At 39.2% G+C, this 25,248-nt stretch carries 20 protein-coding genes; 1 reads left to right on the plus strand and 19 read right to left on the minus strand.

Going from position 1 to position 25,248, the window contains the following annotated elements; genetic code table 11:
* Position 1 precedes the first annotated feature (1 nt).
* From ACP8HH_RS09405 to mce, 3 genes are read right to left on the minus strand one after another with little or no spacing between them, the layout of a single operon-like run.
* The gene (locus tag ACP8HH_RS09405) at positions 2-1,135 is read right to left on the minus strand and encodes a M20/M25/M40 family metallo-hydrolase (protein WP_438310608.1); all 1,134 of its coding nucleotides are present in this window, start codon (positions 1,133-1,135) and stop codon (positions 2-4) included.
* A gap of 13 nt (positions 1,136-1,148) precedes the next feature.
* Entirely contained in the window at positions 1,149-2,696 is a 1,548-nt protein-coding gene (locus tag ACP8HH_RS09410) for an acyl-CoA carboxylase subunit beta (protein ID WP_438310610.1), read from the minus strand.
* Positions 2,697-3,110, minus strand: coding sequence for a methylmalonyl-CoA epimerase (gene mce / locus ACP8HH_RS09415; RefSeq protein WP_438310612.1), 414 nt, complete (start codon positions 3,108-3,110; stop codon positions 2,697-2,699).
* Between the two features lie 109 nt (positions 3,111-3,219).
* On the opposite strand from mce, the gene prli42 reads away from it, so the two are divergent.
* Positions 3,220-3,321, plus strand: a complete 102-nt coding sequence (gene prli42, locus ACP8HH_RS09420) for a stressosome-associated protein Prli42 (RefSeq protein ID WP_438310614.1) — start codon at positions 3,220-3,222, stop codon at positions 3,319-3,321.
* A gap of 77 nt (positions 3,322-3,398) precedes the next feature.
* On the opposite strand, the gene ACP8HH_RS09425 is transcribed toward prli42, so the two are convergent.
* The 16 genes from ACP8HH_RS09425 to bcd form a co-directional block, all read right to left on the minus strand.
* Positions 3,399-3,839 carry a BrxA/BrxB family bacilliredoxin gene (locus ACP8HH_RS09425; protein ID WP_438310616.1) on the minus strand — a complete coding sequence of 147 codons (441 nt, stop codon included), beginning with the start codon at positions 3,837-3,839 and terminating at the stop codon, positions 3,399-3,401.
* Between the two features lie 127 nt (positions 3,840-3,966).
* Positions 3,967-6,528 carry an ABC transporter permease subunit gene (locus ACP8HH_RS09430; protein WP_438310618.1) on the minus strand — a complete coding sequence of 854 codons (2,562 nt, stop codon included), beginning with the start codon at positions 6,526-6,528 and terminating at the stop codon, positions 3,967-3,969.
* Entirely contained in the window at positions 6,528-7,409 is an 882-nt protein-coding gene (locus tag ACP8HH_RS09435; protein ID WP_438310619.1) for an ABC transporter ATP-binding protein, read from the minus strand. The genes ACP8HH_RS09430 and ACP8HH_RS09435 overlap by 1 nt, the downstream gene beginning before the upstream one ends.
* Before the next feature lie 276 nt (positions 7,410-7,685).
* Positions 7,686-10,214: an ABC transporter permease subunit gene (locus tag ACP8HH_RS09440; RefSeq protein ID WP_438310620.1), complete on the minus strand. Its 2,529-nt coding sequence runs from the start codon at positions 10,212-10,214 to the stop codon at positions 7,686-7,688.
* 276 nt (positions 10,215-10,490) lie between these two features.
* Positions 10,491-10,829 (minus strand): hypothetical protein, encoded by a 339-nt coding sequence (locus ACP8HH_RS09445; protein WP_438310623.1) that lies wholly within the window; start codon positions 10,827-10,829, stop codon positions 10,491-10,493.
* Between the two features lie 579 nt (positions 10,830-11,408).
* Positions 11,409-11,549: a hypothetical protein gene (locus ACP8HH_RS09450; RefSeq protein ID WP_438310624.1), complete on the minus strand. Its 141-nt coding sequence runs from the start codon at positions 11,547-11,549 to the stop codon at positions 11,409-11,411.
* Positions 11,550-11,552: 3 nt separating this feature from the next.
* Positions 11,553-12,830: a tetratricopeptide repeat protein gene (locus ACP8HH_RS09455; RefSeq protein WP_438310626.1), complete on the minus strand. Its 1,278-nt coding sequence runs from the start codon at positions 12,828-12,830 to the stop codon at positions 11,553-11,555.
* Positions 12,831-12,923: 93 nt separating this feature from the next.
* The gene (meaB, locus tag ACP8HH_RS09460; RefSeq protein WP_438310627.1) at positions 12,924-14,003 is read right to left on the minus strand and encodes a methylmalonyl Co-A mutase-associated GTPase MeaB; all 1,080 of its coding nucleotides are present in this window, start codon (positions 14,001-14,003) and stop codon (positions 12,924-12,926) included.
* Positions 14,003-16,162, minus strand: a complete 2,160-nt coding sequence (gene scpA / locus ACP8HH_RS09465) for a methylmalonyl-CoA mutase (protein WP_438310629.1) — start codon at positions 16,160-16,162, stop codon at positions 14,003-14,005. Before scpA ends, meaB begins: the two co-directional genes overlap by 1 nt.
* Positions 16,159-17,865 (minus strand): methylmalonyl-CoA mutase family protein, encoded by a 1,707-nt coding sequence (locus ACP8HH_RS09470; RefSeq protein ID WP_438310631.1) that lies wholly within the window; start codon positions 17,863-17,865, stop codon positions 16,159-16,161. Before ACP8HH_RS09470 ends, scpA begins: the two co-directional genes overlap by 4 nt.
* Before the next feature lie 114 nt (positions 17,866-17,979).
* Positions 17,980-19,284 carry a dihydrolipoamide acetyltransferase family protein gene (locus ACP8HH_RS09475; protein ID WP_438310633.1) on the minus strand — a complete coding sequence of 435 codons (1,305 nt, stop codon included), beginning with the start codon at positions 19,282-19,284 and terminating at the stop codon, positions 17,980-17,982.
* A 206-nt stretch (positions 19,285-19,490) separates the two neighbouring features.
* Entirely contained in the window at positions 19,491-20,474 is a 984-nt protein-coding gene (locus tag ACP8HH_RS09480; RefSeq protein WP_438310635.1) for an alpha-ketoacid dehydrogenase subunit beta, read from the minus strand.
* A complete protein-coding gene (locus ACP8HH_RS09485; RefSeq protein WP_438310637.1) occupies positions 20,474-21,481 on the minus strand; it encodes a thiamine pyrophosphate-dependent dehydrogenase E1 component subunit alpha in 1,008 nt (335 codons plus the stop codon). Before ACP8HH_RS09485 ends, ACP8HH_RS09480 begins: the two co-directional genes overlap by 1 nt.
* A gap of 33 nt (positions 21,482-21,514) precedes the next feature.
* Positions 21,515-22,942, minus strand: coding sequence for a dihydrolipoyl dehydrogenase (lpdA, locus tag ACP8HH_RS09490; RefSeq protein WP_438310639.1), 1,428 nt, complete (start codon positions 22,940-22,942; stop codon positions 21,515-21,517).
* 27 nt (positions 22,943-22,969) lie between these two features.
* Complete coding sequence (buk, locus tag ACP8HH_RS09495; protein ID WP_438310641.1) at positions 22,970-24,052, minus strand: butyrate kinase; 1,083 nt, start codon at positions 24,050-24,052, stop codon at positions 22,970-22,972.
* Between the two features lie 95 nt (positions 24,053-24,147).
* A complete protein-coding gene (gene bcd / locus ACP8HH_RS09500; RefSeq protein ID WP_438310643.1) occupies positions 24,148-25,242 on the minus strand; it encodes a branched-chain amino acid dehydrogenase in 1,095 nt (364 codons plus the stop codon).
* Positions 25,243-25,248: the final 6 nt, after the last annotated feature.

Raw genomic sequence — 25,248 nt, forward strand, 5'->3', positions numbered from 1 at the left:
CTTATTCTCCCTTCGAATTTTCTACTGTCACATTGATAATTTCAAGAAGCATTTCTGTTAACTTATTGAGTTCTTCCACAGGCATACGTTCATTTTTAGTATGAATTTCTTCGTAACCAACAGATAATGTTACGGTTGGGATTCCTGCACCATTAAAGATATTGCCGTCACTACCCCCACCACTCGCAAGAAGTTCAGGTGTCCGACCAATATTTTTCGCAGCCATCATTGCTACTTTAACAACTTGATCTTCTTCAGTAAATTTAAAGCCAGGATACATAAATTTTACATCAGTATCCGCTTCTCCACCCATTTTCTCAGCGGTTACTTTAAATGTTTCCTTCATATGTTCAGTCTGTTTATCTAATTTTACAGGATCAAGCGACCGTGCCTCAGCAAGAATATTCACTTCATCACAGACGATGTTTGTAGCCTGCCCACCCTCAAACCGACCAATATTAGCTGTCGTTTCTGAATCGATTCTTCCCAATGACATTGCAGCAACGGACTTAGCAGCAATATTAATAGCAGAAATTCCTTTTTCGGGTGCGACACCAGCATGAGCTGTTTTCCCTTTAATCGTCGTCCAAAGTTTTGCTTGGAAAGGAGCAGAAGTAACGATTCCACCTACTTTTCCGTCACTATCTACTGCATAACCATACTTAGCTGTAATAAGCGTAGCATCCAGTTCTTTCGCACCCACAAGGCCACTTTCTTCCCCTGCTGTAATAATGAATTGAATGTCACCATGTGGAATTTTCTTCTCTTTTACAGTACGAATCATTTCAAACAATGCTGCGATTCCAGCTTTATCATCCGCACCAAGAATTGTTGTCCCATCGGAATACACATAACCATCATCGCGTAACTCAGGTTTAATGCCCAAGCCTGGTACTACGGTATCCATATGGCATGTGAAATAAATCGGATCTACATCTTTAACAGTACCGTTCATTGATGCCACCAAATTTCCAGCACCGTGTCCATTTTCGTCGTCGGAATTATCTTCAATTACATCAAACCCTAAACTTTCCATTGTCTTAGTTAAATGGTCGGCTATATTACGTTCATCTTTTGTTTCAGAATCAATTCGAATTAATTCAAAAAACCCTTCTAATAATCGTTCTCTATTCAAAATAATTCTCCCCTTATAACGGAATATTACCGTGTTTCTTTTTAGGTCGTGACTCTTTTTTGTTGCGCATCATATCCAGTGCCTGGATTAGTTTGATGCGAGTCTCACGCGGATCAATGACATCGTCTACCATACCATGTGACGCTGCAACATATGGATTTGCAAATTTTTCTCGGTACTCTTCGATTTTCTCGGCACGCATCGCTTCTGGATCATCCGAATTTGCAATATCCCGTGCAAAAATGATATTTGCAGCACCTTCAGGCCCCATAACGGCTATTTCCGCATTCGGCCAAGCGAAAACAACGTCCGCACCAATCGATTTTGAGTTCAATGCAACATAGGCACCACCGAACGCTTTTCTTAAAATCACAGTCATTTTAGGAACTGTTGCTTCAGAATAAGCATATAAAATTTTAGCACCATGTCGTATGATTCCACCGTGTTCTTGTTTAATGCCCGGGAAAAATCCGGTTACATCTTCAAATGTAATGATTGGTATATTAAAAGCATCACAAAAGCGGATGAATCTAGCGGCTTTATCTGATGAATTAATATCAAGTCCGCCCGCCATTACACGAGGTTGGTTACAAACGAGACCAACCGTTTCGCCTTTTATACGCGCCAAACCGATTACGATATTTCGAGCAAATTCAGGTTGTACTTCCATAAACGAATCAAGGTCTACAACTTGTTCAACAACTCTACGGACATCATACGGCCGGATCGATTCGTACGGAACAACTTCCGCTAAATCTGCACGATAGTCATCTGTTTCATCATACTCCACAATCGGCGGTTTTTCTTCATTATTTTGTGGTAAATAGGAAAGTAATTTACGAACGCTTTCCAGAACAGTCTTCTCATCGGGTCCACGAAAATGCGCATTTCCACTAATTGAGTTATGTACCTTTGAACCGCCAAGTTCTTCGGACGAAATTTTTTCACCTGTGACCGTTTCAATTACTTTTGGACCGGTTATGAACATTTGACTCGTTTTATCCGTCATAAAGACAAAATCAGTAATTGCCGGCGAATAAACCGCCCCACCCGCACAAGGACCTAGAATGACTGATATTTGAGGAATTACGCCCGAATAAATCACGTTACGATGAAACACTTGTCCATATCCATCAAGTGAAACGACACCTTCTTGAATACGCGCACCTCCAGAATCGTTCAGTCCAATGAAAGGAGCACCATTTTTGGCGGCGAGATCCATGACATTCGCAATTTTCATAGCATGCATTTCCCCAAGTGCACCACCAAATACCGTAAAGTCTTGAGAAAACAAATAAACAGCTTTACCGTCAATTTTACCATACCCCGTAACGACACCATCGCCTGGAAGTACTTGCTTGTCCATTCCAAAATCTCTCGTCCGGTGAGTAACAAATGGATTCAACTCAAAAAAAGTATCGGGATCAAGTAACAGATCAATACGTTCTCTAGCCGTCAACTTTCCTTTTTCATGTTGTTTATCAATTCTTTCATCACCACCGCCAAGTTCAATTTCTCTTTTCCGGTCATATAATTCGTTTATTTTATCGTAAATATTCATTTACTCAATCCCCTTACTGCTTTTTTGGCATAATTCGTACAGAACTCCATAGGATGATTTAGGATGAAGGAAAGCCACTTCAGCACCACCAGCACCTAGCTTCGGCTCATCTTGCAAAAGCTGTACCCCTTTTTCTTTCAGTTCAGATAAACGCGTTCGGATATCGCTTACTCCAAATGCAATATGGTGAACACCTTCGCCGCGCTTAGCGATAAATTTTGATATCGGTCCATCATCACCAATCGCCTCTAAAAGCTCAAGCTTAATGTTCCCTGCATCAATAAATGCAACACGGACTTTTTGACTTTCAACTTTTTCAATCGCAATCAATTTTAAACCTAAAGTATGTATATAATAGTTAATAGTTTCATCCATGTTGGTCACAGCTATACCAATATGATCGACTTTTTCCATCCAAACCACCCCTTACTTCTATTGTACAATCTAGCGGACCAATTCGCCATCTTGTCAAATCAAAAATTTCTGTTAAAATGAAAGTATAATGAATAAGGAGTTTTGCTCAGTGAGTAATAAAAAAACACAAAAGATAATTGTTTATGTAATGGTTGGTGCAATGTTATTATCAGGTCTTGGAATGGGACTTGGAATGATGATGCAACAGTAATCTTTTATAAAAAAAACTGTCTGTGAACGCATTTGCGTATACAGACAGTTTTTTATATTACATTATATTGCCCCTGTTTATAGTTCTTCACAAAAATCATCAAACTGACTTTGCAAGTTCCGTACTACAGACATCGGGTCATGACCTTCAATTTCGTAACGACCAATCTCAGCAACTAACTTACCGTCCTTCATCATTGCGAAAGATGGTGAAGATGGAAGATGATCTTCTCCGAAGAGCATACGGGCCTGTGCAGTCGCTTCTTTATCTTGCCCAGCAAATACTGTAACTAAATGATCTGGACGTTTGTCGTAATGTACAGAGTGCTTTGCAGCCGGACGTGCGATTCCTCCTGCGCATCCACAAACTGAGTTTATCATTACAAGAGTTGTACCTGAACGTTTAAAAGCTTCCTCAACTTGTTCAGGTGAAAGTAATTGCTCATACCCGCTTTCATCCATATCTGTACGAGCTTGTTTAACTGTATCGTTCATTAACATATTAAAATCCATAGCCATCATAAAAACTCCTTCCTATTTACATCTTTATCATATCAGTAGGTTTAAATTCTTGCAAAGGACTTGCAAGTAAAAAACCGAACAAATTACCCGCAAGTTTAAATATGCCTAATTTCATAATCTCTTTTCACTGACCCATCACCCTACTTTTCGCTTTACTCTCAGTCTTCCCACTCAAAAGCAAATACCCAATCACATAGAGAAACAGTGCTCCAGCCAAGAGCACAAGACTTCCTGTTTGGAAATTAATGCTCGGATTGTTCAGCAACGTGGAAACCTCACCGTTCATGATCTTCGCAATATTTAAGTACGTGAATGGTGATAAATGAGCGCTTTCCGTAAGCAGCTGGCTGCTCCCAATATATCCGGACACCACGATTAAACTTGTAGTAGCGAATACAGCCAATTGGCTTTTGAAAAACAAGGATAAGAAAATGGATAATCCAATGATAAACAATAAAATACAAAGGAATAGAGCAATGCTTTCAAGCAAGTGAACTCCTAATGAAACAAAGTGAAACCCCTTCTGGCCAAAAGATTTAATTCCCACATATGATTCCGAATCCACCAAAGCCTTACTATCGTAATGTAAGATTGGGTAGTGCCAATCTCCAAAACGATTGAAAATCGTGGCAATCAGGATAACGAAGGCAAACAGACCGACACTACTAAACAAAGCAGTCACCGTTGCCTGAATACCTTTTCCGAGATAGACTTTTTTCTCAGAAATCGGTTGCGTCTTCAAAAACTGTAGGGTCGCTCTTTTTCCTTTCTCGCTCGAAAAGCCGGCTCCTAGTAAAAACAAGAACAGCAGTAAAGGAATAAAGTAAATATACTGATCAAAATATAAAAAAAGAATAAACAATCCGCTGTTGTCAATTTTGCGATTCTCTTCTTCCCATTCTTTTTTTTCTTTGTCCCGATTCCCCCAATTGCTATAAATGGTCGGGATGAATTCACCAGAAAAAACCGGCTGAACTTTGTGTTCAAGTAGCCACTTTTTTTCCTCAATACTAGCATCTACTGTGAATTCACTAATGGTCGGCTCCTCCCCTATAGTTCGCATATTAGGATCAAATTCTTTGGAGTCGTAGTAGAGCTGATTCAAATGAAGTTGATAGTCATGGAACGGGAACCAATTTTCAACCTCGTAGCCGGTGAGGGCAGATATATTTTTGTCTAGCGTTTCAATGTAATACGATTCTATCCTTTCCCAAACCTCTACTTGATCACTATAGAATTTGCTATAAAATTCATCACTAATTTTTTCCGCGTTTTCTCTTTCATTTTGATAGGAGTCGATATTTTGCAAAGCATAGGTTATCATATTTTCATTCTCTTGAACTTTTTCTTGCAATGTAACCAAATATACTTCCTCTTTCTTCTGTGCCTGTTGAGAAATAATGAAGTAGCCAAACACAACGATAAGGGCAAGAATTATGTACAATTGCTTGAGTAAACCGTTCCTCCTTATTTTTCGCCATTCAAACATCCATATATTCCATATCGGGTTGCGGTGTTTTTTTGTCTTTCCATGCTTGAAGGGATTTTTGTCTTCACTAGAGTTAAACAATCCCGTTTCTTTTTCTGGAAGTACTATAGCCGTTATAACGAGCAGACAACTCCAAAGAATTGCACCTAAAGGATACAGCCAATCCATGTTATGAGGGATTCCTGCCAATAAATGCGAAAATCGAAAGTATTGAAATGGATTCAAAGCAAACTGAAGCGGTGCGTTCATGTCTGTCGCAAAGAATCCAAGCAACACAATTAAACCAGTCAACATCAACGCACTGACAGAACTTTTCACCCATTGGCCCAAAAGTAGAATAAGGCTGAAAGTAAATACAATCGCGCAACTAAACAAGACAATGCTTCGAGCCAAATAATTGAATGTTGAAATGATGGCAACAGAATCTACCGAAGTCAATATTTGTGGATATTGAAGGTTCAGTGTAGAGCCACCCAAAATGAGTGGTAGAAACAACCCAACACCAATTACCATCGCTAAATAAAGGAGGACTACGATTAGTAAACTAAAGTATTTCCCTAGAATTAATTTCCATTTAGAAATGGGCTGGGTTTTTAACGTCAACCACGTACGATTTTCCATTTCCACAGTAATTGTAGTTCCAAAAAAGAGGAGTAAAATAAATAAACCTAAGAAACCTAGTAAGAAACCGCTTACTTCTTTTAAAATTAGTGCTGGAGATATGGAAATGGCCTCATCCTCATAGGAAAGATTGTGTTCAATAAGCCAATTGTTTTTCTGGATTGCTTTTTCTTTTTCAATCCCTTGTAATGGCCAGAATTCTCCACCAACATTTTCATACGCTTCCAAACTAATTAAAAAGTCTTTTTCAATCGTTGGAATCTGGTTCCATTCTTCATTATAAATTGCACTTGTCCATTTAAAAAACGCTAATCCGATTCCATTGATGTGTTCCAATTGCTGTGGAAACGGATCGTCGAAGAAATCACCCCTTTGAAGTTCTTTCAAATTTTTATATGTGTTGTCACCTTCTTCTTTCATAGGCTTAATTTTTTCGATTGCGCGTTCTGACTTGGTAGACTGTTGAGAAAAGTTTTGAAAAAGGATGCCGCCGATGCACAAAAATACGATTACGAAAAGCCATATCAGTTTCTTTTGTTGCCACAACTTACGCATTTCAAATCGAAAGAGATTCATTACTTATCACCTTTTTCTCCGAAAATCTTTTGGTAACGCTCCTCCGTACCTAGAACTATTTTCTCCAAATCCAGAAGCTTTATTTCGTGTTGTTCTAGGATTCTGAAAACCCCTCCCAAAGAAGAACCCTCCATATAAATGCGTAGCTTACTTCCCGAAAGTTCGACTGGAATTGTTGCTTCTTCTAAAACATTTTGTGCTTTCACAATGTCATTCACAACCAATTCATAACAAATGTTTTCATGTTGTAGAATATTTTCTTTTATTAATTCCCCATTTTTTAAAAATAAGATCGCCGAAGTGACTCGGTCAATTTCTGCCAAGTTGTGAGAGGATAAAAGAATTGTTGTGCCGGATTTATGTAATTCCACTAAAAGTTCTCGTACCCGAATTGCACTAGTCGGGTCAAGTCCATTTAAAGGTTCGTCTAAAATTAATAGTTTTGGTGCATTCAAAACAGCCATTGTCAGCAAAAGATGTTGTTTCATGCCTAGCGAATAATTACCTACCTTTTTATTCAAATAGCCGGATGTCCCAATCCGGTCAGCCGTATCGGTGATTTGCTTTCTGGAAATCCCCTGCACATCTCCAATAAACTGAAGATGATCATAACCGGTTAAATACTCGTAAAGAACTGAGTTGTCCTGCATGAATGCGATTTCTTTAAAGATATCGGGATCTTTATTGATTTTTCCAAGGACTGTAATGTTTCCACTGTCTGCTGTTAATAAATTCGTGATGATGTTTAGTAACGTAGATTTTCCAGAACCATTTGGTCCAACCAACGCAATAATTTGGGGATTTTCAATTTCAAATGAAATGCCTTTCAGCACTTTTTCTTTACCGTACGATTTATGTACGTCTTTGACGGATAAAATCATTTGTCTTCCTCCCTTTGATAAAGTTTTTACATGAAAGAATTCAATCTCCAATGCTCACGAATTTTCATCGATTGTGCAATCGTTTCTTTACCTGGTAATTATCAACACTCACTTTTCCATAAAGAATTTAGATAATTTTTCCCCTGTCAAAAATGCTGCCGGTATTAGAATAACAACGACTATGAAAACGGATATTATATTCATAATCACATTAAACGAGAAAAACTGATTGGCAACAAATTGGATGATTTTAAAATAAATTTCGTGTTTATTCTATTATTTTTTTATTTTACTTTTAGTCCCCCGACTCAAAAGCAAATACCCAATCACAAAGAGAAACAATGTTCCAGCCAAGAGCACGAGGCTTCCTGTTTGGAAATTAATGCTCGGATTGTTCACCAACGTGGAAACTTCCCCGTTTATGATCTTAGCTATATTGAAGTACGTGAAAGGTGACAAATGTGCACTTTCGGAAGGCAATTGGCTACTACCTACATATCCCAGAACCGCAATTAATATCGTAGTAACGAAAACAGCTAATTGATTTTTGAAAAGTAAGGATAAAAATATGGATAATCCGATAAGTAAAAATAAAACACAAAGGAATAAGACGATACTTTCCACTAGATGATCTCCTAATGTAACAAGATGAAACCCTCTTTGGCCAAAAGACTTAATTCCCGTGTACGTTTCAGACTCCACCAAGGCTTTACTATCGTAATGCATGATTGGATAGTGCCAATCTCCAAATCGATTGAAGACTGTGGCAATCAAGATAACGAAGGAAAACAGACCAAGACTACTGAGCAAAGCAATCGCCGTTGCTTGTATGCCCTTTCCAAGATAGATCTTTTTCTCGGCAATTGGTTGCGTTTTCAAAAACTGAAGGGTTGCTCTTTTTCCTTTCTCGTTGGAAAAGCCGGCTCCTATTAAAAACAAGAACAACACCATAGGAAGGAAGTAAAAATAACTGTCAAAATAAAGATGAAGTATAAAGAGCCCGCTGTTGTCAATTTTTCGATTCTCTTTTTCCCATTCTTTCTTTTCTTTGTGTCGATTTCCCCAACTATCGTACATTGTCGTAATATATTCTCCAGAAAAAACTGGATGAACTTTGTGTTCCAGTAGCCACTTTTTTTCCTCGATGCTGGCATCTACCGTTAATCGGCTAATGGTTGGTTCCCCTTGCGTAGTATGTTCGGAGCTGTCAAGATACTGATTCCAATGAAGTTGATAGTCATAGAAAGGAAGCCAGTTTTTTTCCTCGTATCCGATAAGGGAGGATTTGTTTTTGGCCAGTGTACCACGGTATTTTAATTCATCCTTTTCATATCTCTCTATTTCTTCACCGTACCAGGCGGTATTAAATTCATCACCAGACTTTTCCGCGTTCATTTTCTCGTCTTGATAGAAAGCGACCATCTGCTCAGCATAGGATATCCAATTTTCAGCCTCCAGAACTCTTTCCTGCAATACAACCAAATACTCCTTTTCTTTCTCCTGTGCCTGTTGAGTAATAACGAAATACCCAAATATAACGATAAGGGCAAGAATCGTGTACAGTTGCTTGAGCAAGCCCTTTCTCCTTATTTTTCGCCATTCGAACACCCATATATTCCATATAGAATGACATTGCTTTTTTGTTTTTCCATGCTTGAATGGTTTTTTATTTTCTGTGGGGCTAAGCAACCCTTTTTCTCTTTCCGGAAGTGATATAGCTGCAAAAACGAACAGGCAACTCCAAACTATCGCACCGAAAGGATACAGCCAATCCATGTTGTGGGGGATTTCTGTTAAAAAGTGCGAAAATCGAAAGTATTGAAATGGATTCAAAGCAAACTGAAGCGAAGTATTCATGTCTGTCGCGAAGAATCCAAGCAACACGATTAAACCAGTCAACATTAACGCACTGACAGAACTTTTCAGCCATTGTCCCAAGAATAAAATCAAGCTAAAAGAAAAAGTAATCGCGCATAAAAACAAGACGATACTTCTAGCCAGATAATTAAACGTTGAAATAACGGAAACAGAATCTACCGATGTCACAACTTGTGGATACGCGAGGTTCAGTGTAGAGCCACCCAAAATGAGTGGTAGGACCAACCCAACACCAATCACCATCGCAAAAAAAGAGATGACTACGACGAGTAAGCTCATATATTTCCCTACGATTAATTTCCATTTGGGAATGGGCTGGGTTTTTAACGTCAACCAGGTATGTTGTTCCATTTCCGCGGTAATGGTAGTTCCAAAAAGGAGTAGTAAAACAAATAAGCCTATAAAACCCATCAAGAAACCGCTTACTTCTTTTAAAATTAGTGCTGGAGATATGGAGTAGACCGCATCCTCATAGGAGAGATTGTGTTCGATAAGCCAATTGTTTTTCTGGATTGCTTTTTCTCTTTCAATCCCCTGTAAAGATAAGAATTCTCCACCAACATTTTCATACGCTTCCAAACTAATTAAAAAGTCTTTTTCAAAAGTGGGAATCTGGTCCCATTCTTCATTACGAATTGCACTTGTCCAATTAAAAAAGGCTAATCCGATGCCATTGATGTGTTTCAATTGCTCTGGATGCTGATCTTCGAATAAACCTTCCCTTTGAAGTTGTTTCAAATATTGATATGCGCCGTCTCCTTCTTCTTTCATTGGCTTAATTTTTTCAATTGCCCGTTCTGACTTTGTCGATTCATGGGAAAAATTTTGCAAATAGATCCCGCCAATGCACAAGAGTACAATGACGAAAAGCCAAAGCAGCTTCTTTTGTTTCCACAACTTACGCATTTCAAATCTAAAAAGATTCATTATAGATCACCCTTTTTTTAAAAAACTTTTGATAACGCTCCTTCGTACTAAGGAATTTTCCCTAGATCTAAAATCCTGAAAAGCACCGTCCACCTGACGAAGCTTCTAGATGATAAGCTGATTCTATCAAATATATCACGCCTAATGGTAGCGATGTTAAAGTCTGAGGCAAACGTAGTAAAGTTTGACCTGAGTTGTTTAATATTCAACAACGAAGAATATAATCCCCATACTCATTTTAAGTATGGGGATTATATTCTCTCATCTTAAATTATGTCAATCGGCCAATTGTTCAGGTTGTATTAGCGGAACCGGATATGACAAAGGGTAACGATATAAATAACCCTCATACGTGTACAACCTTCCAACTGCAAATCCACTGAATGTCAAGTATCCACGGTATAGTTGATTGTTTCTCGTTCTTTCAAAGTAATGATACTGCACTAATTCGGAGGATTCCACACCAGAAAACCAACTTTTATCATCTGCTGCTGTCAAGACAGAGGTGGGATCCCCATCGATTTTCACGCTAGCTGATGCGGGAGAACTAACAAACAAAAACGTAAGCATCATCGAAAACATCATGACAACCAAAGTAAGCATTTTCTTCTTCACATGATTACCTCCAAATTTGTATTTTTTATTAAAGGAAGCAACCCCTTTAACAATATTGTACAACATGTTTTTATTGTAACACTAATTCAATGGTTTCGTTAATTTGCATTTCAGCAATAGTACAGGGAACTCTCTCTATTTAGCGCATCCAATACTAGATTAACTTCACCGATTAAGCAATAGTTTCTTAGCTCAAGCCCGGTTAAACTGAATTTAGCGAATTAAGTAGAGGTAAAACTATAAAAAAACAATACTTCCTCTAAAAGACCTATTTTAAATCTGAAAATCGATAAACTTTTAGTCTAGAGGCAATAAAATACGACACAGCTATTTCTAAATCGACTTTCTTAACGAAATGTTTGTAAATCTGTCATTTCAAATGATTGATTACATCGAATTATTTCTGTGTTTATGTGCAGATTACCAATCCAGTTATAACATATAACATATTTCCCCCCAGAACACCGCTATACATTTGTTACTTATCGATTTCACTACCAAACAATGTGCTTTATTTTACTCTCTAAAAATAGTGAAAGCGCGACTAGATACCTAACCTATCCAATCGCGCTTTAGAGTTTATTTTATTATTATTCCACTTTGTGGCCAACCAACATCAGCATCTCCATCAAATGGATTTTTAGCACCCACTTCTTCACGAACTGCATTGAAACAAAAAAATGTAACCGAAATTAAAAATATCATCACTAAGTTCTTCATGATTTACCCCCAATTATTCATTTTTTCTAATGCCAGTGTGCACAGTTTTTGTTGTGCCAATGCACTTTTATACCTTTTTCGTTCTTCAAGAAATAACGAGTAATGCTTCGCTGCATCTTTTAAATTCTTCCAGCTGCTTTCTGTATGGAAAATATCAATACATTTATTTATCGAATTCTCGTAAGATCTATAGTCTTCTAACAAATAATCCATTTGTGCCATAATAAATTGATAATGGGCTTCATCTGTCTTAGACCGGACATAATTATAAACAATTGCTACTGTTTTTATTAGCTGTAAAATATCCTCCGTCAATAATAAAATCTTGCACTTTATTCGATAAGGGGCAAATAAATAAGTTTTTTGGTTTTTCTTATTTATATTAATGCACGTGTTAATATTATCTAGGGCTGCTTTATAATTTCCTTGATCCATTCGAATTAGTGCTAAGTTATGATAAAGAGTTGCCCGAAGTTCACCCGCTTCATCATTTGTTATGCTAAAGCCTTTTTCGATATATTCTTCCGACTCTGTCGGCCTATTCTTTTTTCTTAATAAAACGGCAATCAGATTATAACACTCTCCTGTTCTTATCCAGTTATGCATCTCCAAATGTATACTTTTTGCTTCTTTAGCATACAGAAGAGCCTCGTCGTATTTGTATTGACTATAAAGGGCCAAAGATAAATTATAAGTGATTTTTGCTCTAAATGATGGATCCATACTAATTTCGATTGTTTTTTTTAAGTAGTCAATGCTTGCATCATACTTTTTAATGAAATAAAAATACAAACCTGAAACGTAGAAATATCTTTGCAGCGTTTCAGCATTCAAAGAATCTTCGGGTGTCTGAATTACCTCTATCTTTTCCGTGTAAAGCGCTATGACTCCAGCCAAATCTCTTAACTTAACCAAGTGTAAAAACCGTAAAAGATGAAATTGAAACTCTTGTTTAAAAGAAGGTATGAACTCCAAAAGTTCTTTATTTGATTGATAGAAAAAGTTTGTTTCTTCCGTGTCATCAGCCTCGATTTTTTGTTCATATATCTTTAATAGTTCTTGAATTTGTTTTGACTCTTCATAACTATTTTTAAAATAGGATTCGGGAACTGATAATTTTAGTGCAAGTAAAGATAATGTCTCCACGTTAGGGTGATATCGTCCATTTTCAATGTTGCTATAATGGGAGGTTGAAATAATTCCTTGGCAAACATCGACTTGTGAAAACTGATTTGACAGCCTTATTCTCTTGATTCGATTGCCCAAATTCAATAATTTCACTTCCTTTAGGATTTAACTTCATCTGTTAGAAATTTTATACATTGAACAATTGTGTCATTTATTTTCCAATATATTTAGACAACTACTTCCCTACTACCCAAACAACCGATCTACAGCCCCTGTCACAGTTAAGTTCCCCTGAAGCAATGCCTTCTCCAGTTCGGCTACTTGCTCTTTCTTGCCGGGTTCTGCGAAAAAGGTGTCGATGAGCCGGTCGTTGATCATCGAAAGGAACCAGTCTTTTGTTTGGGATTGTCTACGCATTTCCCAATGTCCACCGCTGTCCATTAGTTCTTTAAAGGATAAAATGGTTTTCCAAACATCTTCTAAACCCGTTTTCTCTATGGAAGATACGGGTTGTGAAGTTGTAGTCCAGCCTGGTGACGCAGGTTGCAGGAAATGGAGTAGTTGACGATATTCTCTTACTGTTTTTTTCGCATTTCTAAGATTATCCCCGTCTGCCTTATGTACAATGATTCCATCCGCTAATTCCATAATTCCTTTTTTCATCCCTTGCAGTTCATCCCCAGCACCTGTTAGCACAAGCAACATAAAGAAATCGACCATTCCACGGACAACAGTTTCACTTTGCCCCACTCCGACCGTTTCTATTAATATGATATCAAAGCCTGCTGCCTCGCATAAGAGCATCGTTTCGCGCGATTTCTTATGAACACCACCAAGAGTTCCAGCTGTTGGCGAAGGTCTTATAAAAGCATTTGGATGCCTTGCTAATTCTTCCATCCTTGTTTTATCACCAAGAATGCTTCCGCCGGTTATCGTTGAACTTGGGTCGATTGCAAGGACAGCCACTTTATGTCCTGCATCGCAAAGCATTAACCCAAACTCTTCAATAAAAGTACTTTTACCCGCACCTGGAACACCTGTTATGCCGATTCGTATACTGTTACCTGACAGCGGCAGCAGATTCAGTAATAATTTTTGCCCCGCTTCTTTATCCGCCGCCGTAATACTTTCCAGTAGAGTAATTCCCTTTGCAAGATGAAGACGAGATTTTCCACGAATTTTTTCGGTTAACGTATCTACTGGTATTGTTCGGTCCTTTTTCACAAAACGCTTACGAGGTGAAGAAGCCATGCCGTCATGTGATGAAGTAATACCACCCATGACACTCAGTGCAGTATCTGCAGGTAAATGGTCTTTTTTATCCATTAGTCTCCCACTTCCTCGTACCCAAGTCTGCGGTATATTTCCTCGATTACTTTTTGTGCAGCAACCGGAATAACGGTTCCGGGTCCGAAAATAGCAGCCGCACCGTTTTCTCGTAAAAATGCATAATCCTGTGCTGGAATAACTCCACCAACTACAATAAGAATATCTTCTCGACCAATTTTTTTAAGCTCAGCTAACAGTTCTGGTACAAGCGTTCTATGTCCCGCCGCTAGTGAACTTGCACCAATCACATGGACATCGTTTTCAGCGGCTTGTAAAGCAGTTTCTTCAGGTGTTTGGAAAAGTGGTCCGATGTCCACGTCAAAACCAAGATCTGCAAAAGAAGAAGCAATAACTTTTGCCCCGCGGTCATGTCCGTCTTGACCCATTTTTGCTATCAAAATCCGTGGACGTCGACCTTCATTTTCCAAAAAGTCTTCGGACATTTGTTTCACTGCATCAATTTCTTCTGTATTGGAGAAGTTTGAACTATATACACCACTCACGGAACGAATCACCGCCTTATGTCTACCGGACACCAATTCAATCGCATCCGAAATTTCACCAATTGTTGTACGTGCTCTTGCCGCGTCAATTGCAGAGGCAAGTAGATTTCCTTCACCAGTACGGGCCACTTCTGTCAATGCTTCAAGTGTACGAGTAACTTCCGCTTGATCACGTGTTTCTTTCATTTGATTGATTTGATCGATTTGTTGCTTTCTCACAAGGGAATTGTCAATATTCAAAATGTCAATCGGTTCTTCAACATCAAGCCGGTATTTATTCATTCCAATAATAGATTCCGCACGAGAGTCTATCTGTGCTTGTCGTTTTGCAGCGGCTTCTTCAATTTTCATCTTCGGAAGACCTGTTTCAATCGCTTTCGCCATTCCGCCAAGTTCTTCGATTTCTTCGATTAATTCCCAAGCCTTTTCCATTAGCTCATCTGTTAGTTTTTCAACATAATACGAACCGCCCCATGGATCGGCAACTTTTGTCATCATCGTCTCTTCTTGTAAAAACAACTGCGTGTTCCGAGCAATACGAGCAGAGAAATCCGTAGGTAATGCAATCGCTTCGTCAAGTGCATTCGTGTGAAGGGACTGTGTATGTCCCATTGCAGCAGCATTTGCCTCGATTAGTGTACGCGTTACATTATTGAATGGGTCTTGTTCCGTTAAACTCCACCCCGATGTTTGTGAATGCGTTCGTAGAGTGAGAGATTTTGTATTCTTCGGATTAAATGTCGTCATCATCTGTGCCCACATATTACGAGCCGCTCGCATTTTAGCGATTTCCATGAAGTAGTTTTTACCAATTGCCCAGAAGAATGAAAGTCTCGGTGCAAATGAATCAATGTCAATTCCTGCTTTTAATCCTGTACGGACGTATTCTAGTCCGTCTGCCAATGTATACGCAAGTTCTATATCCGCAGTCGCACCCGCTTCTTGCATATGATAGCCAGAAATCGATATTGAGTTGAATTTCGGCATTTTTGTAGATGTATACTCAAATATATCTGCAATGATTTTCATCGACATTTCCGGTGGGAATATATATGTATTCCGCACCATGTACTCTTTTAAGATATCGTTTTGAATGGTTCCTGCTAATTTTTCGGGAGTTACGCCTTGTTCTTCAGCTGCGACAATATAAAACGCCATGATTGGAAGAACTGCGCCGTTCATTGTCATCGATACAGACATATGATCCAGTGGTATCCCGTCAAAAAGAATTTTCATATCGTTTACTGAATCTATGGCAACACCTGCTTTTCCAACATCACCTGTAACCCGTGGATGATCCGAATCGTAGCCACGATGTGTGGCTAAATCGAATGCGACAGATAGTCCTTTTTGACCCATTGCTAGGTTTCTCCGATAAAACGCATTGCTTTCCTCGGCAGTTGAGAAACCTGAATATTGACGAACTGTCCATGGTCTTGAGACATACATTGTTGGATATGGGCCCCGAGTGTTCGGTGCAATTCCCGGAAAGTCATTTAAATGAGAAACGTTTTCCAAGTCTTTTTTATCGTAAACAGATTGAATTTCAATTCCTTCATTTGTTAGGAAAGGCTCGCTTACTTGAGAGGAAGTATTGGATTGTAAAACACTCAGAGCTTTTATGTCTACCTTCGTAAAATCTGGCTTCATCATTTCTCTTCAGCACCTTTCCATTTATTATTGATTTCTAAAAACTTTTCAACACGGTTCTGTCCACTGAAGATAAATCCAGATAACCCTTTTTCAATCCAATCTTTTGAGCGCTTCTCATCGAATTTACCCGCTACATCTATAGCGATTTCACTCGGCATACCTAATAATAGTTCATCCATTGCTTCATCTATATATTCCGGAGATGCACAAACGATTACATAATCAAGCTTTTCAGTAGCTAACCAATTATGCGCATCTTGTACATTTTGAAATGCAGGACTCTGTTTCGTCCGAATTCCACCAGTCGCTAAAAAACCGCTCGCAAAATCGGCCCGTACTTTATAGTCTTTTAATTCTCCAAAAGTTAATAAAGTAGTTTTAGGTTGAGAAGTTGAATATAGTACTCTACTCTTTTCAAATTGCTCAGCAAAACGTCCCTCTATTTGTAAATCCTTTACGTCAGGCAATAGTGTTTCATCCAAATTTGCATAGACATTCGTTCCAATAAGAGACTTTTTCCCTTTCGCAACTTCATCTTGGCGAATCTCTGACAATTCTTCCAACCTTTTTTCAAGTGGACCATCAACATATTTTATATACCCACCATAGGAATCCATTTCTAAAAATAACTTCCACGCTTTTTCAACGAGTTCCGCTGTCAATGTTTCTATATAATAAGAACCCGCTGAAGGATCGATTACTTTTCCAGTATGGGTCTCTTCTTTTAGAACGATTTGTATATTCCTTGCTAAACGCCTTGAAGCTGTAGTTGTTCCCGTCAATACGTCATGCGGATGAACTGTAACGACGTCCGCTCCACCGAGTACCGCTGAAAAGGTTTCATTACCTGCACGGAGTAAATTCACGTACGAATCCAATTTTGAATACGAGCGAAGTGACGTCTCTGCATGGACCAGAACAGGTATTTGTTTTTCCGCGTTGTAAGCGGAACTGAAAGAATGCCAAAGAACCCGAAAGGCTCTAATTTTAGCGATTTCCAGGAAGAAATTTGTATCGATTGCAAAGCGCACATAAAAATCTTTTGCAAACTCATCGAACGACTTATAACTACTAGCACTTTCCGCGGCTTGTGCAAGCGTTAGAGCAAGCTCTGTTACAGCGTCTGCACCTTTATGATGCACAGTCCACAAATCTGCACATACAACACGAACGTTTACATAGCCCTTAGGTTTACTCCAATTCAGTGCGGAAACTGCACCTCGAACCGTTGCCCTTAGATCAGTTGGAACTAAGTTGAATACTTCTAAAAATGCATTATCAGCAGAGGCGTTTTTGATGAAAACTGGATATTCAGGAAGCAGCTGAGCAATTTCAGTAAGCGTGTCTTGTTCCCATTTCAGCGCTACTGAACCGTCATAAACAATTGCTCCATTTCCTTTTTCAATGGAGTTTTTCAGTTCCACTAAAAACGCTTTTCCATCTTTAGCATACTGCTGCTGTGCTATAATCCAACCCGTTTCATTTTTTGAATTGCGTATTGCCGAAATTGATTGCGCAAGTACACCATCTGCTTGCTTCAAAAGATCCTCTTCAGTGTAAAGGGGCTGAAGGTCGATTCCTTCAATTGTTTTTGTAATTAATTGATCAAACGGTTGCCCTTTTAAAGATGCTAAAGCGACTTCTTTCCATGTTTCATAATCGGTATCTTGGAATGTGATCGTTTTCATTTTATGTATGGTCAAGACCTCGCATCCTTTCTATTAATACTAATTTTATATTCATTTTACATCAGTACTCTGTTTTTTGTAAGTTGAAAAAGCCTGGAACCGATGTATCAAGGCCCAGGCTAAGTGTTTTTAGTAAATTGAGGTTGTTTCAGGCGATACATTTTCCAAAATTTCTTTTACGTGTGCCAAGAAACGTCCACAAACGAGACCGTCAAGTACACGATGGTCAAGGGATAAACAAAGATTAACCATGTCCCGTACACCAATCATGCCGTTAATAACTACTGGACGTTTGACAATGGACTCAATCTGAAGAATAGCGGCTTGTGGATGATTTATAATCCCCATTGACTGAACAGAACCAAATGATCCTGTATTGTTTACAGTAAATGTACCACCTTGCATTTCATCCGATTTGAGCTTTCCAGTACGAACTTTACCAGCAAGGTGCTGAATATCTCTTCCAATACCTTTTATCGTTTTCTCATCTGCATTTTTAATTACAGGAACATAAAGGGAATCTTCAGTTGCAACGGCAATTGAAATATTAATGTCCTTCTTCTGAATAATTTTATCGCCAGCCCACATCGAATTCATCATTGGAAATTCTTTTAATGCTTGCGATACAGCTTTAACGAAAAATGCAAAATACGTTAAATTGAAACCTTCATTTTGTTTGAAATCATTTTTCAATGAATCACGGTAATTCACAAGATTCGTTACATCGACTTCTATCATCATCCAAGCATGAGGCGCCTCGTGTTTCGATTTTAGCATATTGCTCGCAATCGCACGGCGGATTCCTGTAACCGGAATTTCGATATCACCAGCCATAACTGGAATTGAAGCTTGTGGCTGAACTTGTGTTTGAGTTTTTGCAGGAGCTGCCTGAGATGCTTTTTCTGGAACAGAAACTTCAACAGGTGCCGCTTGTGGGATATTCCCACTTTCGATAATTGCTTGTAAATCTTTACGAGTAATCCGTCCTTCATGACCAGATCCTTCAACAAGTGACAAATCGATATTATTGTCTTGTGACAGTCTAAGAACTGCTGGTGAGTAACGACCTGCTGCCGCCCCTTTTTCACGTTTTGGTGAGGAAGCGGGTTTTACCGATCCTTCTGTTGGCATTTCTTTAGCAGGTTCTGTTTTTTCAGGTGCAGCTTCCACTTTTTCAGAAGATGACGCTTCTCCTTCTGTTTCAATTACACAGACAATCGCACCAACATCAAGTGTTTCTCCTTCTGTTGCAACGAGCTCTACAATTGTGCCTGCAAATGAAGAAGGTACTTCCGCTGTAACTTTATCTGTATTTACTTCAGCTAGTGAATCGTATTTTTCTACCTTATCGCCAACTTGTACAAGCCATTTTTCAATCGTGCCTTCAGTGACACTTTCTCCAAGTTGCGGCATTAATATATTTTCAATCGCCAATAAACTTACCTCCGTCTCCAAAATCACATTCACTTCAGTCTTAATGCACTATCAAAAATATTGATTTCCGTTCCGAGTGGACGCTTTCCGCGGACACATCTTCAATCTCCTCGTCGCGAAAGTCGCGCTCCTGCGGGGCTATCAGATTGTGTTGTTTCCGCAGGAGTCGCCACTCTCCACTTCAATCAACATAAACATGAGTGAAATTAGTATTCAGCTAGTTCTCGAGCAGCTTTCTCAACTTTGTCTGGATTCATCATGAAAAACTTCTCCATTGTAGGTGCATATGGCATTGATGGAACATCAGGACCTGCAATTCTTTTAATTGGAGCATCAAGATCAAATAAGCAGTTTTCTGAAATGATTGCAGCTACTTCACCCATGATGCTCCCTTCCATATTGTCTTCTGTTACAAGAAGAACTTTCCCTGTTTTTGAAGCAGCTTCGATAATAGCTTCTTTATCAAGTGGATAAACAGTCCGAAGATCAAGTATATGTGTAGAAACACCGTCTTCTTCTAAGCGTTCAGCAGCTTGGAGTGCAAAATGGACACAGAGTCCGTAAGTGATAATCGTAATATCATCGCCCTCACGTTTTACATCGGCTTTACCAATCTCCAAAACATAATCATCCGTTAGAACTTCCCCTTTAATCAAACGATAAGCACGTTTATGCTCAAAAAACAGCACGGGATCTTCATCACGGATCGCAGCTTTTAAAAGACCTTTTGCATCATACGGTGTTGACGGTATGACAATTTTAAGACCAGGAGTGCTAGCAAACATCGCTTCAACAGACTGTGAATGATAAAGTGCCCCGTGGACTCCGCCTCCGAATGGCGCACGGATAACGATAGGGCAACTCCAGTCATTATTTGAGCGATAACGGATTTTAGCCGCTTCGGATACGATTTGATTGACCGCAGGCATTATAAAATCAGCGAACTGCATTTCTGCAATTGGTCTGAGACCATACATCGCCGCACCAATAGCAACACCTGCAATTGCTGATTCAGCAAGAGGTGCATCAATGACACGAGCTTCCCCAAATTGATCATAAAGCCCTTGTGTGGCTTTAAACACTCCGCCCTTAAGCCCAACATCTTCTCCGATTACAAATACGTTATCATCTCGCTCCATTTCTTCTTTCATCGCAAGCGTGATTGAATCAATAAAAGACATTACTGCCATTATTCGTTCCCCCCTTGTTCAGCATACACATGTAAAAGTGCTGACTCAGCAACCGCATATGGTGCTTTCTCTGCATAATCTGTCGCTTCGTTAACTTCTTGCATAATGCGATCTTCAATATCTTGCAATATTTCATCGTTCAATACGCCGACTTCTTTTAAGTACGCTGCGAAAGTTACGTTTGGATCAAGCTTTTTTTCATTTTCAAGCTCTTCAGCGGGTCTATATTGTCTATGATCGTCATCTGAAGAATGCGAAGTCAGTCGATAACAAATTGTTTCAACCAGACTTGGACCCTCTCCACGTCTCGCACGATCCGCCGCTTCTTTAACAACACGATACACTTCTAGTGGATCTGTTCCATCAACGGTTACACCAGGCATACCATAACCAATTGCACGATCGGAGACGTTTTCGCATGCCATTTGTTTTGCAATGGGAACAGAAATTGCATATTTATTATTTTCAACCATAATAATTGTGGGAAGCTTATGAACACTAGCAAAGTTCATACCCTCATGAAAATCTCCTTGATTGGATGAACCTTCACCGAGAGTTACAAACGTAATGAAGTCTTCTTTTTTCATTTTCGCGGCAAGTGCAACACCAACTGCATGGGGCAATTGTGTAGTTACCGGTGACGAACCTGTTAGAATACGGTTTTTTCTCTGACCAAAATGTCCCGGCATTTGACGACCACCAGAATTCGGATCCTCCGCTTTCGCAAATGCGGAAAGCATAAGTTCTCTCGTAGTCATACCAAAATGCAAAACAACCGCCATATCACGGTAATAAGGTGCAATCCAGTCCCTATCTTTATCTAAAGCAAACGCAGCGCCAGCTTGTGCTGCTTCTTGACCTTGACACGATATAACGAACGGTATTTTTCCCGCGCGGTTAAGCAACCACATACGCTCATCTATTCGACGTGCTCGGACCATTGTTTCAAAAATTGCTAATACGTCCTCATTTGTCAAGCCAAGTTCTTCATGACGATTTTTTGCCATTTTCATACTCCCCCTTAAAAAATTGCGAGTTGTTTACATATGGATTGCGATACCATCTACGGCTAATGCTGCTTCACCAATGACTTCTGAGAGAGAAGGATGTGGATGAATCGTACTTGCTACTTCCCACGGCGTTGCATCGAGTACCATCGCAAGACCTGCTTCTGAAATTAGATCCGTAACATGCGAACCAATCATATGGACGCCTAATATGTCATTCGTATCTTTATCTGCAATGATTTTTACAAATCCATCTGAATTGCCATTTACGAGCGCTTTACCAATTGCCATGAAAGGAAATTTCCCGATTTTAACAGTGTGACCTTGCTCTTTTGCTTGGGATTCTGTAAGCCCCACACTAGAAGCTTCTGGACTTGAATAAATACAACGTGAAATTTTTGTATAATCGATTTTTTCATTCTTCAATCCAGCGATATGTTCAACAGCTGCTATTCCTTCATGTGAAGCGACATGCGCAAGTTGTAAACCGCCAATAACATCACCAATTGCATAAATATGATGTTCTTTCGTTTGATAAGTAGGCTTTGTTTTGATAAATCCATTTACTACTTCTATTTCGGTGTTCTCAATACCAATTCCTTCAACATTCGCTTGACGTCCTATTGACACAAGCATTTTTTCAGCAGTAAATTCTTTCGCCTCGCCATCAATATCTGCTGAGATTGTTAAAGAATCGCCATTTTGAATAAATGTTTCAGGAAGAACTTTCGCTCCTGTGACAAATGTTATGCCTTTTTTCGAAAGAAGTTTTTTCATTTCTTTTGAAATATCTTCGTCTTCAGTAGGAATAATTCTTTCCGCATATTCAACTACGGTCACATCTACACCAAAATCATTTAACATAGACGCCCACTCAATTCCAATCACACCTCCACCGACAATAAGCATCGACTTTGGTAGCGTTTTCATTGATAATGCTCCATCAGAAGAAAGCACATTCACTTCGTCAATCGTTAAACCAGGTAATGATTTCGGCCTGGAACCTGTTGCCACGATTAGTTGTTTTAATATGAGCATTTCATTTTCATCACCATTTGTCATCTCAACGGAAATCGTTCCTGGCATTGGGGAGAAAATAGACGGTCCAAGCATTCTACCGAGACCTTCAAATACATCAATCTTACCTTTTTTCATCAAAGAAGTTACTCCTTGATGAAGCTGGGAGACAATCTTTTCCTTACGTGCCTGTACTCGGCCAAAATCAAGAACTACTTCACTCGTATTTACGCCAAAGTTTTCCGCATGATTTTTTGCAAGATCATATACTTCTGCACTTTTTAATAATGCTTTACTAGGAATACATCCTTTATGCAGACATGTACCGCCTAATAGTTCTTTTTCAACAAGCGCTGTTTTCAAGCCAAGCTGAGCTGCACGAATTGCCGCAACATAACCGCCTGTTCCTCCACCTAAGATTACAACATCATATTCTCTTCCCATTTATATGATCTCCTTCATGACTATTCGTTAAGACGGATAGTTTTTAGCACACTCTTCACCATTCAAGACGCGAATGGCACCTTCTGCAAGGGCTTGCAATTCATCTTCTCCGGGATAGACGATAATATCTGAAATCCAATCGACTCTAGATGAAATATATTCGATGAATTCATCACCATACGCAAGTCCACCTGTTAGAATTATTGCATCTACTTTACCACTAAGTACAGAAGCTGCACTTCCAATCTCTTTAGCAATTTGATAAGCCATTGCTTTATAAACAAGTTCGGCTTCCTTATCGCCATTTGCAATTCGTTTTTCAACAAGAACAGCGTCGTTCGTACCTAGGTAGCCAACGAGTCCGCCTTGTCCAACGAGTTGCTTCATTACTTCATTGCGGTAATACTCACCAGAAAAACAGAGTTCTACTAAATCTCCACTTGGAACGGTACCTGCTCGTTCAGGACTGAATGGCCCATCTCCGTGAAGTCCATTATTAACATCAATGACTCTTCCGTTTTGATGTACACCTACAGTTATACCGCCGCCCATATGTGTAACAATGAGACTAAGATCTTCGTATTTCACATTAATTTGTTTTGCATAACGTCGGGCAACAGCTTTTTGATTGAGTGCATGAAATATTGACTTTCTGTTAATGAGCGACATACCTGAAATTCGAGCAAGCGGTTCAAGTTCATCAACAACTACAGGGTCCACGATATAAGCAGGTATATTTAAACCTGTAGCAATTTCGTTGGCAAGTATACCCCCCAAATTAGACGCGTGTTGACCTGAAAACCCGATTTTCAGATCCTTAAGCATTTGGTCATTAACGATATAAGTTCCTCCTGCAATCGGTCTTAATAGTCCACCACGTCCGCATACAGCATCTAGTTTAGATATACTCATTCCTTCTCTTTCAAGCGCTTCAAGAATTACGTTTTTTCTATATTCATATTGCTCGATAACAGAAGAATAACGTGCGACTTCATCGGATGCATGACGGATTGTATGTTCCATCAATAGCCTTTCACTATCAAAGACTCCTATTTTAGTAGAAGTTGAACCGGGATTTATCGCAAGTACTCGGAATGTCTCTATACCCATTGAATTCACCTTCCATTTCGATTAAGCCCGTAAAATCATTGGTCCTATCCTTAATAGATAGAACCAAACAAACTTAAATCGTGTCCATCTTATTATTATCTGCCTGAGATAATGCTTTTCTCATTTTGTAAAAACTGGCCACGTGACTTCGCAACACGAGCAATTCGCTCTTCAGCAAGACGGTCTGCTGCTAAATACGTTGGGATTTTATCTCTTTTGGAAATCGCGAAAATTTGTTCAATCGTTCCGTAAATTCCCTCAACGCGTTTTAGTGCACGTTCACGATTGTATCCAGCTAATTCGTCCGCTACGTTGATGACACCACCGGAGTTTATGACATAGTCAGGTGCATAAACAATGCCCATTTCATGGATTAAATCTCCGTGTTTTGTATCTTGCAATTGATTGTTTGCTGATCCTGCAATTACTTTGGCTTTTAGTTGTGGAATTGTCGTATCGTTGATAATTGCACCAAGAGCACAAGGGGCAAAAATGTCAGCATCTTGTGAATAAATTTCATTAACATCAACAGCTTTTGCACCAAACTCTTCAACAGCACGCTGAACGGCTTCTTTGTTAATATCTGTAACAATAAGCTTTGCACCTTCCTCATGCAAATGTCTACAAAGTGTAAATGCTACGTTTCCAACACCTTGAACTGCTACTGTTTTGCCTTCAAGTGAATCACTTCCAAAAGCTTCTTTGGCTGCGGCTTTCATACCTATATAAATGCCGTATGCAGTTACTGGGGAAGGGTTACCTGATGAACCAAATTCAGCGGATACGCCTGTTACAAAATCCGTTTCTGAATGAATTAAATCCATATCTTCTTCAGTAGTACCCACATCTTCTGCAGTGATATATCGACCATTCAATCCTTGAATATATCGACCGAATGCACGGAACAACTCTGGGTTCTTATCTGTTCTTGGATCTCCGATAATTACTGCTTTGCCGCCGCCAAGATTCAATCCTGCCGCTGCATTTTTATAAGTCATTCCACGCGCAAGACGGAGTGCGTCTTCAATAGCGTCGCTTTCACTCGCATATGTCCACATGCGGGTACCTCCAAGTGCTGGTCCCAATGTTGTATCATGAATTGCGATAATCGCTTTTAGTCCTGATGTTTGATCTTGACAGAAAACAAGTTGCTCATAGTCATAAGTCTCCATATATTTGAAAATTTCCATTTAAAA

Origin of the sequence: Sporosarcina sp. FA9 (genome assembly GCF_051550205.1) — a bacterium.
In the GTDB taxonomy this organism is placed as follows: Bacteria; Bacillota; Bacilli; order Bacillales_A; family Planococcaceae; genus Sporosarcina.